Origin of the sequence: Anaerophaga thermohalophila str. Valhall, from assembly GCF_000250735.1 — a bacterium.
Classification (GTDB): Bacteria; Bacteroidota; Bacteroidia; order Bacteroidales; family Marinilabiliaceae; genus Anaerophaga; species Anaerophaga thermohalophila_A.
In genome coordinates this window covers 73,024-85,072 of sequence record NZ_AHZV01000334.1, presented here as the reverse complement: position 1 = coordinate 85,072, position 12,049 = coordinate 73,024, and the positions used below count along the sequence as shown (strand labels likewise).

Below are 12,049 nucleotides of genomic sequence, written 5' to 3'. Positions count from 1 at the left end.
TATTGTGAAAATATTTTCACTAATAGAACTTGCATGTAAAATTTATACATATTCTTATTGTGGTATACTTTGTTTTATTCATTTTCTCTTAAATCTTATATCTAAACATCTAATGATCTATTGTGAAAATGATATGTTTTTAATTCTGAGCGGGAGTGATGATCTGATATTTACCACTTAAATGCATCAGGCTGAACAGGTATAGAAGCCCGTCATAATAGGGATCAAAGTAGCCATCCTCATAAGGTTCTAATTTTTCATTCCACAGTTTATGGACAAAATCCATACTGTTTTTGTTGTTATTGATGTTGATGAGAGAGGCAGTCGCAGCTGTGGATATTAATCCCAGTGAGTGTCTTAATTTTGGGGGATAGTCACCAGCCGGAAGTATCCAGTCAGGCGTTGATCCATCCAGATTGTACTGGTCTTTAAAGGAATCCATTCCTTCTGATCTTAGGAAGTTCTGGAAGCGCTGAGCATAATCTTCCTGCCATTCTTTGTCTTTTCCGAACCAAACGTAATCCATGGCAATATTCATCGGGACACGCCACGAATCGTAACGGAATCCGGGCTTCATCCAGGGTGTAGGGTGAGGTTCTCCGTTGAACTCTGTGTAATCTGAATTCAATCCGGTTACAGGGTGGCAGGCACGGTGAAGAAATACCCGGGATGTATCTGCACAGTCGCGGTAGAACTGTTCGTGCCCGTCGTTGGCATATTCGGCCCAGATTTCGTAAAACGCTGGAACATGATAGGAGGGATCAGTCCAGTTGTAACCACCTCCTTCGGGGACAAAAGATATCTGCTTGTGTTCCACATTGATGATGTTATGGATGTTTCCGGTTCCGTCTTTTTCCCACATGGCATCCAGAATGTTTCTGGCTTCAGCATAATAATCAATGCCGGTGTCATTTCCCCAGCGATTGGAGGCAAGTAGCAGAGTTGTAACAAAATAGAACTCTCCGTCTGATGCACTTCCCGGTGAGTTAATTTTCATTCTTTCCGGGTCAAAGCTCCATGCAAAATAGCCTTTTCTGGGGCCTTCCTGATGTTGAAGGTATTTCTTTGACCACCTCCAGATGCGGTCGAATACCTCTTTTTTGTTCAGTTGCACGGCGACCATCATTCCATACGAAACTCCTTCGGTGCGAACATCGTGATTTTTGATGTCTGATACGTAACCCATGGAGTCGCCAACTTCAAAGTAGATACGCTCCGGACCTTCAAAGAGATCGTAATAAGCTTTTTCAACCTTTTTATCAATTTCGTCCTGACTGTATCCGGCTTCCAAAAACAGATTGCGGGTATTTTTTTGTTTTTGCCCGTATAAAGAAGCTGAGAACAGTGAAAAACAAAGTATCAATGCAAAAAAGATTTTTGGATGTTGGATTTGATGTAGTGTGTTCATTATATGGAGTTTAATTGCAAGTAACTGGTTGTTATATATTCCATTAATTGGTGAGAAATCCAGAATTTTCCATCCATTCAAAGAGTGGGGCGGTCCAGGTTTTATGCTTGAAAATGAAGCCATGATTTCCCTTTTGATAGATGTGCATTTCCACAGGTACCTTATGATGTCTTAATTGTTCGAAATAGAAGATGCTGTTACCCACATCCACTACAACATCGTCAGTTGCATGCGTTATATATGCGGGAGGAGTATTGCCGTCAACCTGTAGCTCGGATGAGAAGTTGTTGATGTCTTCCGGGGTTGGGCTATCGCCTAAAAGCTGGTTTCTGGAGCCCGGATGGGTGAGACTGTCCTGCATGCTGATAACAGGGTAAACCAATATTTGAAAGTCAGGGCGCAAATTTGTGTTTTCCGGATTGTTGATAATGGGGCGATAATGAGTTGCTAAGGTTGATGCCAAATGCCCACCTGCGGAAAAACCCATAACTCCGATTTTTCCCGGGCTTATGTTCCATTTTGAGGCATTTTCTCTGACAATTTTAATGGCTTTTTGGACATCTTTTAACGGATTGTTTTTTCCGTTATCTGCAGATGAGCCGGGCAGCCGATATTTTAGAACAAAAGCTGCAATGCCGTTTGCCGCCATTTCTTTTGCCGTTGAAATACCTTCGCCCTCATATACAATGACGCTGTAACCACCTCCGGGACAAATGATGACTGCTGGGCAAAGAGAGTCGTTCTCTGTTGGCAAAAACATCTCAATAGACGGAGAGGAAACCTCCGTGATTAGTCCATGTTGGTTTTGGAATAAGTGTCATCATTTTCAACATCAAGTGTAGTTCCTGTGTTGAGTTCAATAATATTCTGCGCCTTGACTGGTACTAAAAGCGAAGCAAGGAGAAGCAGAAATGCTATTCTTCCGGAATGATTCATATGTGCAGTGATTTTGGTTATGTATCAGCCTTTAATTATTGAATTTAGTTCAGTTGTGCATCATTACGGTCGTCAAATACGGTATGAGACGAGCATGGCAAAGTGTAACAGGCTGAAAGCCTGAGAGCAATAATCCAGGTCAATCCCCTGGGTTTTGAGATTTCTCCCATGCCGTCTCTCATTTCTGGTCGCGTCTCAACCATAAATGAGAGGCGGGGGAGTAGTTACTACAAGTCAGGCAAAACTTTCTTCTGAATGTTGAAAGATGTTTTTTTGGGTCAATATTTTTTCTTCTGCCTTCTGCCTCTTAAACTTCTGCCTTTTTGGTCACTAACATATAGTGTCGTGTCAAGCATAAAATATCGCACCAAGCATCACTGATTTTCGTTTTTTCTTCATGATAAAAAGCTTACGTAGCTATGGGTATGCGCGCTTTTTCTCATTTTGAAAAAAAGCAAAAATCAGTTTCAACTTATACGACATTTTATACATGACACGACACTAGCTTCTAAAAATCTAACGATCTTTTGTTAACGCTTCCTGTATTATTTTATCTACCACCGGTTTTGGTTGATTATTTCGGTCAAATAACAAGGGGTAGTCGGTTCTTCCTCTCACCGGCCAATTGTTTTTCCAGGAGTTATTATCGTTAACTCCCCACAGTGTTACTCTTGAGATCACATCCTGGTGTTCAAGGAAAAGCTTAAAAAAATCGAGGTAACGGTTTTCGAAGGCTACATTCACAGAGTCGGGAAGTCCTTCGGCATAAGGATTAAGCTCTTTCTGGTATTCATAATCTGTGGATATCTCTGCACCCGCACTCCAGTCGGGCATAGGTAATACGGAAAGGTCGAGTTCTGTCACCATCACTTTTACTCCGAGACCGGAATAGGCTTCAATGCTCTTTTCAAATTCCTGAATAGATGGGTGGTCAAGCCCAATGTGTCCCTGCATTCCAACCGCATCAATTTTTACACCCTGTTCCTGTAATTTTTTGACCATTTTAACAACCCCTTTCCTTTTTCCGGGTTTAGCCATTGAATAGTCATTGTAATAGAGTTCGGCTACAGGATCGGCTTCGTGAGCAAACTGGAATGCCAGTTTTATGAAATCCTCGCCAATGATCTCATAGAATTTGCTTTTGCGATAGCTTCCATCATCGAGAATAGCTTCATTTACCACATCCCATCCGTCTACTTTTCCTTTGTAGCGTCCAACCACTGTATGAATGTGGTTTTTCATGCGTTCAATAAGAACCTCTTTGGAAACATCATTGCCTTCATCATCTTTGAAAAACCAACGGGGAGCCTGGGAATGCCAGATAAGTGTATGGCCGACTATAAACATGTTGTTTTCTTCTCCGAATTTCACAAACTGATCAGCGAGTTCGAAGTTAAATTCTCCTTCCCGGCGTTGAATCAATCCACTCTTCATGATGTTTTCTGCCACTATGGAGTTAAAATGTTTTTTTACCACTGCCATGGTTGCCGAATCATGACCCATTATTTGACGGGCATTAAGGGCTGTCCCAATATGAAATTTACCGGAGAAGGCATCTTTAAGGGATTTGGATTCATTATTTGTGACTTTGGTACATGAATTAAAAATTAGAGCAACAAGAATAAAACTTAAAATAGTAAAGGAATTTCTCTTTTTCATAATTTATATCATTTATTGTTTATGCATTTTGAGTATCTTGTTGTTAGTTGTTGGAAACGCATTTTTGTTAAATTCTTCGTGCTTATCCTTATTTGGAGACTTGATAAATCAAGGTACTATCATCGTTTCATGGCTGTTTTTCCTTTGCCAAAATGTGTACTAATGGCAAAAATAAATCTATTCAAAAGCTTTTTGTTAAATTATACAAGTATACGACACCTTCAACGTCGATATTCTTTATTTTGCCAAAAACTATAAATATTTGACCCCTTCAGTATCCTTTCTCCTCATACTATTAAAAAAGAGCGTGATCCCGGAGTGGGTCAAATGTTTACAGCATTTAATGTTTACATAAGAATCGACTCCCAAAGCGGGTCGTATCAATTTGTTTGTTTTTTCTCAACGCTTTTCCCAATTTGACCTTTTTAAGTATCAAACAGGCAGGGATTATTTAGTGTCCGTCTATAAATTAGGCAAAAATTGTTTCTGATTATGTGTCTGTTCAGAAAGTGTCATTTACAAGGCTTGCAAAGTCCGAAAATACGAAGTTTACTCATCGTAAATGAGTAATTTTCGAACGAGCGTAACACCGTAAATGGCACTTTATGGACAGACACTATTTATGATTGAGCCTCTATTACAATCCTACCTTTGTAGATGCTGAACTGTAATGAATTTTTTACTTATCAAAAGTTGTTCTAACTTTTAAATGACTTGAAATCATTAGTTTGCTTTATATTACAAAGGATAGTTTTTTAAGTTTAGATTTTCTATGCTTTGGGATTCTGCCGGGAGCTATAATGAAAAACTTCTGGAATAACGATCTATATATTTGAATCGTCTCTTTTTGTAATTCATAATGTTTCAGGGTGGGCATACATTAATAAATCAAAAATAGAGATAACCGTTTTTGTGAATTTTGAATTTTAGACATTTCATTTATGATTTCAGATATTATAGAATATAGATTTTAGACAATCTTATAGAAATTGGATATTTATGTAATATATTGAGATAAAGATTTATATGTAGTTTTCAGAGATGATTTTGAGCCTCTGTTTTCAGTGTTTTTTAAAAGTATAAAGAACGTTTATTTTTAGTTTTGATTGAATTTTTAAACAGAATTAAATAATTTTGACAATACTTTTAATACATCGATATCCTTCTTTATTTTTAATAAATTGTTGATTCAAGGTAAAGTTTAACCATAGATGAGCAAGAAATATTCTTTTTCTTTATTTATTATTCTTTTTATTATTACGTGCCTGGATTTATCTGCCATGAATGGAGATCGTGTGTTCTATAACATCAGTGATATTCATGGAGTTTCAATTCTGGGTGCTAACTCTGTTTGCGCAGATGAGAATGGTTTTATATGGGTGTCATCAAAGTCTGGAATTTATCGTTTTACTGAAGATGATAAGCGACATTATCATTTACCTTATGTTACAGCCAATGTAATTAGAGTTAAGTTGTTGTCACGAAATTCGCAACTTTATGCATATACGAATAATGGACAGTTTTTTGAGTACAATACGTTATATGACCGGTTTGATTTTATTTTGGACTTAAGAGATTGGTTAAATAATGAGCATGTAGTTGTAAGTGATTTTTTAATAGGTGATGAAGCTACATTCTATATTGCTGCCACCTATGGGTTATATCAGTTTTCTGAAGAGCGGGGATTGAGACTTCTCAATGAAACAAGTGAGAAAGAGCATTATATTGAGTGGTATAACGAGAATTATTTTTTCCACGGCCATGTCAGAGACTTGTATATAGTTGAAGCATCATCGGGGAAGACTGATCATTTATTAACGATAGAAAGCGATGAACCGGTCCAAATATCGCAACTTCATTTCATTGAAAAATTCGGCCAGTTATGGATAGGAACAAATTTGGGTAAAGTATACTACTATGATGTCAGGTTCGACAGACTTAATTCTGTAAAGATCGATAATCTTCCGTGTCAGCCGGTTTTAGCCATCGAATCCAATACAGATAGTACTGTAATGTTGGGATATGACGGGCAGGGTATATGGGAACTTGACAGGAAAGGCACCAGGGTTTTAAAAATATATCGCGAAGATGTCGACAATCCTGGTTCTTTAGCCGGGAACGGAGTGTATGATATATTCAAAGATGATCAGAATCGTATATGGGTATGTACTTTTAGTGGAGGGGTTTCATTTTTTGAACAGTCTTCTCAAAGCGTAAAGAATATCAGACATCAAATAAACAAAGAGAATTCACTTGTGAATAATGTTGTGAACGATGTTTTTGAGGACAGCAACGGAGATATCTGGTTTGCAACCAACAATGGTCTGAGTAAATGGAATGTTGAACACGATCGATGGAATAACTTTTTTTACAGAAATACGCCTGGTAAATCGCGCGTTTTCCTTTCCATTATGGAAGACAATCAGGGTCGTATGTGGGCGGGAACCTGGGGTAGCGGCGTTTTTTTGTTCGACAGGGAATCCGGAGAAGAGATTAGAAGGTTTGATAATATCGGGAATTTTATTTTTGATACTAAACCCGATAGCGATGGAAACATTTGGATAGGTGGAATAGTTGAGAATATTGTACGCTATGATGTTAAAACAGATGAAATCAGGGAATATGATGATGAACCGGTTTATGTGATAGATGAATACTCAAAAGATAAGATGCTCATGGGGGTTCCTTATGGATTGATATCTGTGAATAAAGCGGATGGGCTGGTAGATGTGTTACTGAAAGGATATATTGTACATGATATTTTTATAGATGATGAAGTTGCCTGGTGTGCTACCAGTGGCAGAGGTTTGGTTAAGTTTAACGTAGAAGAACGAGTGGTGGAAGCTGAATATACTGTTGATGATGGCCTTTCAAGTAATTTTGTAAATAGTATTTCTCAGGTAAATGGTTATTTTTTGCTTGGCACGGAGGGTGGGTTATGTCGTTTTTCTCCGGAAGCAGGAGATATTTTCTCCTATTCATCCAATTTACCTCTTGCCAATACTACTTTTAATCAGGATGCCAGTATTGTGTTATCATCCGGGGAACTGATTATGGGAACCAATGAGGGAGCGCTCATGTTTGATCCCGATGATATTGAGGAGACACAGAATTTAGATGGAAAAATCTATTTTCAGGACATAATTGTATCGGGACGTACCATTAGGGATAGTGCAACTTATAACTTAACTGTACCTGTTGATAGTCTCCAAAAAATAATACTCCCATATAATAAGAATACTTTAACCATCGAGTTATTAGCTGTTGGTGTATCCGAGCCACATACGAAAATTTCGTGGAAACTGGAAGGCCTGGAGGGCGATTGGAGTGAACCTGCGTCTAACAGGATGTTTACATTTGCTAATTTGAAGGATGGAGAATATGAATTGAAAATAAGGATGTTAAATAATTCTTTGTCTGAAGTTATTGATGAACGAAGATTGACCATTGTAATAAAACCTGCATTTTGGAGTACTTTGTGGTTTTATCTTATTCTGGCTTTATTCGTTGTTGGTACGTTTTATTTTATTTTCCGCTATCATATTAATTTAATTCAACAACTGCATTCCAGAGAGAAAATTAGATTTTTTACTAATGCTGCTCATGAGTTGAGGACATCTCTTACCTTGATAAGCGGACCTTTTGAAGAGATTGCAAAAGAGTGCGGCTTCTCATCCAGGGCAAAGCACTTTATTTCTCTGGCCAATGAGCAGATAAAAAATTTGTTAAATACTGCATCTCAGTTAATTGATTTTCAAAAAATAGATAAAGGTCTCGCTCCGGTTAATTTTCAAATGGTTAATATTGCTCAGATGGTGGAACACAGAGTCATGATGTTTGAATCTTTTGCACAGCAAAAAAATGTTACCTTATCTATCATTACAGATGAAGAGGATTTTTTTTCAGGGGTTGATGTCAATATGATGGAGAAAGTTGTGGATAATCTGCTTTCCAATGCCATCAAATATTCTCATGAAAACGGACATGTAAGGGTTGAGCTATGGCGGAACAAGAAGCACTGGTTTTTAAGTGTGAAAGATGAAGGAATAGGAATCGACAAAAAAGCACAAAAACAGTTGTTTAAAGAATTTTACAGAAGCGAGAATGCTATTAATTCGGGTGTTATAGGTTCCGGGATCGGATTGCTAATGATAAAGAATTATACTGAGATGCACGGGGGAAAAGTTCGTTTCGAGAGCAAAGAAAATGTCGGAACGACCTTTACCGTTCAAATACCGGTTCGGATAATGTCAAAGAGTGATGTTAAAACCGGAGATGAACCGAATAACCTGTTCGATCAGGTTGTGCCATTTGATACAGAGAAACAGGGTTCTGCTATTGATGATAAGCCGGATACTAAAAAGATGAGTATTCTGATTGTTGAAGATAATGAGAAATTGAAGCGCTTTCTTGAACTTTCATTAAGAGAAAAGTATAATGTTTTTACAGCTTCTGAGGGCAAAGAAGCGTTGGAGGTCGTTAGAGAAAAACATCCTGATATTGTGGTATCAGATATAAGGATGCCGGGAGTAGACGGCTTTGAGTTATGTAAGATGCTGAAGAGCAGTTTTGAGACATCTCATATCCCGGTTGTTCTGCTTACGGCTTTTTCCACCAAGGCATTGCAATTAAAAGGACTTGGACTGGGTGCTGATGCATACTTAACCAAGCCGTTTGATATGAGCTTGCTGGAAGGAAAAATCAGATCAATTGTATTGAACCGCAAAGCAGTTAGAGAGAAAGCTTTGAAATTGGTTGATTTTAAAAGTGAAGCACCTTTGTTTAATAATGAGCTTAATGATAAGTTTGTAAAAAAGGCCCTGGAAGTTGTAAAATCAAATATTTCAAATTTGAAATTTGGTAAAGAGGAGTTTGCTTCAGCAATGAATGTCAGCCCTTCATTGCTTTACAAAAAGGTAAAAACACTTACAGACCAGTCACCTTCCGACTTTATACGGTCCGTGCGACTCAATTACGCCTTGGAGTTGTTGCAATCTGGAGAGTACAATGTAACTGAAGTAAGTGAAAAAGCAGGTTTTTCCAGTGTGGCCTATTTTAGCGCTGCATTCAGAAAGTTCTACGGACAATCACCCACAGACGTTATGGGGAGTAAATAGTGTCTGTCCATAAAGTGCCATTTACTGTGTTACGCTCGTCCGAAAATTACTCATTTACGAAGAGTAAACTCCGTATTTTCGGACTTCGCAAGCCTTGTGAATGACACTTTATGAACAGACACATGATAAGTAGGAAACTTTTCCTACTTTATAGACAGGCACTAAATAGTGTTTGTCCATAAAGTAGCATTTGCTGTGTTACGCTTGCCGCCAAAATACTCATTAACGAAAAGCAAACTCCGTTTTTGGCAGCTTCGCAAGCCTTTCAACCGGCACTTTCTGAACAGACACACATATTGAAGAAATTTTTGCGAGTTTATAGAAGAGCACTAAAAGTAGCTTTTCACAAAACTTCGTGCCGGATTCGGGTAACTCCGCAAATAAAAAAGAGGCTGGCTCTAAACGGAGACAGCCTCTTTTATTTTAGTTTGGGTAAGATTCAGGTAACCTTAAAATTAGTTAATCATTAATCTTTGAGTTATTATTAGTTTCGTTGCTTGGAATTGGTAAGATCGCTTTGTTGGGGTTGTTTGCGATATATTCAATAGGCTCCGGGTTTAGCGCAGAGAATTTACCATTTTTCCTCCAACGAGCCAATTCAACAGATCTTAACAATTCATTAGAAAACTCTACCAGCGACTCATGCATTATAGCTCTGTAAATTTCGTCCTTCGAATCGCAAGGATAATTACTTGTCGGATAATCAGGCATATCCACACTTGGACGGTTTCTGATTTCATTTAAGTAATCAATGGCGTCCTCAGGCGTACCCACCTCATTTTCACATTCAGCCAATTTTATCAGTACTTCGGCATAACGCATGTTTCTATAGTTGATCTTTGATATATAGTATCCCCCTGGATTTAATTTATACATAGGTGAATATTTATACCAACCGAATGCCGACTCAGTCAAGGTAAACTCGTCCTCAGGCCCGTAGGTGTCACCTTCAAATATCACTGTTTCGGCTAACCGGGGGTCATCTTTTGTCATCACCATCAGATACACGCTCAAAATCATTTATAAGTTTGTCTGAAGGGACTAAATTTCTCCACCCTGTCGGGCTTACGTCCTGAAACATTACATGACCTTTATCGGCAGGTGAATCACCGTTACCATCGGCCCACCAGTTAAAATTGCTTCCGGTAAACCCTATCTCGAATATGGATTCCTCGTTGTATTCAGTTTCCTCCTGAAAATTATCAGAATAATTATCAACCAGTTCGTATGGACCATTATTATAAATGTCGAGCAGAACAGTACGTGCTTCACCATATTTTCCCTGGTGCATTAAAACTCTGGCAAGTAATAATTGGGCTGCTCCTTTGGTTGCCCGGCCAATGTTGACATCGTCGTGCGTAACATTCAAAATGGGGATGATATCACCTAAATCGTTCTCTATAAGCGTATAAATCTCTGATTCAGGAGAAGTTGCTTTTTCCCCATCCGGGGATTTAACAGTTTCTGTATAAAGTGGTACATCTCCCCAGTAAACCACGAGGTAGAAATAGGCAAATGCCCTCAGAAATTTTGCTTCGGCTATACGGTGCGCCTTTATATCGGGATCCAGTGTCGGATCTTCAATGTCCGGGCCGAACTCTATTACAGCATTGGCGCGGTGAATTAAACGGTACCATCCTTGCCAGGGAGCTGTGAGGGTAAAAATTGTGTTGTCGTAAGTGCCATTCAGTAGTTTAGCGTTATGAACTTCCAGCTGAGGACCGCCTGATGCATGTTCATCAGAACGACAGCGAGATAAATACGCCATCATCCGTCCATAAAGGTCCGAACCGGTGAATTGACCATAAATTGCGTTCGTAGCTTTCTCTAAATGTAGTCCATTTTGATAATACGAGCTGGTGGTAAACCCGTTAGGATTAGTTTTAGTAAGACCATCCTCATCGCAGGATGAAAAAAACAGTAACCCTGCAAATAGAATCGATATAATATATTTTAATTTCATAATTTTTATATTTTAAGTGTTCATATACTATTAAAAGGTTGCCTTAATTCCAAACAGGAAGGTACGTGGTTGAGGATACTGTCCAAAGTCGGCACCATGAAGCAATGTATTACCACCCCGTGAGGCAATTTCCGGATCATAACCATAGTAATCGGTTAAGGTCAGGAGGTTTTGTGCTGTAAAATATAGCTTAAGCCCCTTGACAGAGTTTCCGGATATGCCTGACAGAACATTGTCGGAAAAATTGTAACCGATGGTTAGGTTCTTAATCCTCATATACGATCCGTCTTCAATGAATCTGGTAGATGTACGAGCATTGTTATTGGGGTCAGCATTTATAGCACGGGGGATGTTAGTGTCTGTATTTTCCGGAGTCCACGCATCCAGAACGGCTACATCCTGGTTAAACAACCGCATCATGCCCTGCGTCAGGACTTTTGTTCCGCTATATATCTCATTGCCATATACACCTTGTATCTGCATCGAAACATCAAAGTTTTTGTATGAGCCCGAGAAATTTAAGCCATAACTGAAATCAGGCAAATAATTGCCGATTACGGTACGGTCATTTTCGTCAACAATCCCGTTACCATCCAAATCCTTAAATTTAATATCCCCGGGAGAGGTCGCATCGTTTTGGTAGTATTGTTTATTAACATTTCCGGCATTAAATTGCTGTTCTGCAGTTTGATTTAATGCATCAATTTCACTTTGTGACTGGAAAATACCGTCAACCACGTAACCATAGAAACTTTGAATGGATTCTCCCTCTTGTGTCCGGGTAATAGTACCTCCACCATAGTCGGAAGTAACAGCCTCCGCGTCATAAGTTTTACCATCCAGGTCAGTCACTTCATTTTTAATGGTTCCAAGGTTGGCAGTCACTGAGAATTGAAATTCGCCTTTGCGTTTGTGATACCCTGCATTGAATTCAAGTCCCGAGTTTTCCATACCACCTACATTCGT

General features: G+C 38.8%; 8 protein-coding genes. 1 reads left to right on the top strand and 7 read right to left on the bottom strand.

The genetic code is table 11. The features are described from left to right. Positions 1-139: 139 nt before the first annotated feature. From OQ5_RS0117405 to OQ5_RS0117385, 4 genes are all read right to left on the bottom strand, one after another. Entirely contained in the window at positions 140-1,408 is a 1,269-nt protein-coding gene (locus OQ5_RS0117405; RefSeq protein WP_255297617.1) for a glycosyl hydrolase family 8, read from the bottom strand. 43 nt (positions 1,409-1,451) lie between these two features. Continuing rightward, positions 1,452-2,168, bottom strand: a complete 717-nt coding sequence (locus OQ5_RS21525) for an alpha/beta hydrolase (protein WP_016778707.1) — start codon at positions 2,166-2,168, stop codon at positions 1,452-1,454. 29 nt (positions 2,169-2,197) lie between these two features. Continuing rightward, positions 2,198-2,344 (bottom strand): hypothetical protein, encoded by a 147-nt coding sequence (locus tag OQ5_RS23675; protein WP_016778706.1) that lies wholly within the window; start codon positions 2,342-2,344, stop codon positions 2,198-2,200. Between the two features lie 516 nt (positions 2,345-2,860). After that, the gene (locus OQ5_RS0117385) at positions 2,861-4,003 is read right to left on the bottom strand and encodes an endo-1,4-beta-xylanase (protein WP_016778704.1); all 1,143 of its coding nucleotides are present in this window, start codon (positions 4,001-4,003) and stop codon (positions 2,861-2,863) included. Between the two features lie 1,211 nt (positions 4,004-5,214). Here OQ5_RS0117385 and OQ5_RS0117375 point away from each other — a divergent pair. Beyond that, a complete protein-coding gene (locus tag OQ5_RS0117375) occupies positions 5,215-9,120 on the top strand; it encodes a hybrid sensor histidine kinase/response regulator transcription factor (protein WP_016778702.1) in 3,906 nt (1,301 codons plus the stop codon). A gap of 459 nt (positions 9,121-9,579) precedes the next feature. On the opposite strand, the gene OQ5_RS22090 is transcribed toward OQ5_RS0117375, so the two are convergent. Genes OQ5_RS22090 through OQ5_RS22085 form a run of 3 tightly spaced genes read right to left on the bottom strand, consistent with a single transcriptional unit; the run spans position 9,580 to position 12,034 of the window. Next, positions 9,580-10,119, bottom strand: a complete 540-nt coding sequence (locus OQ5_RS22090; RefSeq protein WP_052308318.1) for a RagB/SusD family nutrient uptake outer membrane protein — start codon at positions 10,117-10,119, stop codon at positions 9,580-9,582. Continuing rightward, a complete protein-coding gene (locus OQ5_RS21520) occupies positions 10,100-11,083 on the bottom strand; it encodes a RagB/SusD family nutrient uptake outer membrane protein (RefSeq protein ID WP_052308317.1) in 984 nt (327 codons plus the stop codon). Before OQ5_RS21520 ends, OQ5_RS22090 begins: the two co-directional genes overlap by 20 nt. A gap of 30 nt (positions 11,084-11,113) precedes the next feature. Further along, positions 11,114-12,034: a hypothetical protein gene (locus tag OQ5_RS22085; protein ID WP_052308316.1), complete on the bottom strand. Its 921-nt coding sequence runs from the start codon at positions 12,032-12,034 to the stop codon at positions 11,114-11,116. Positions 12,035-12,049: the final 15 nt, after the last annotated feature.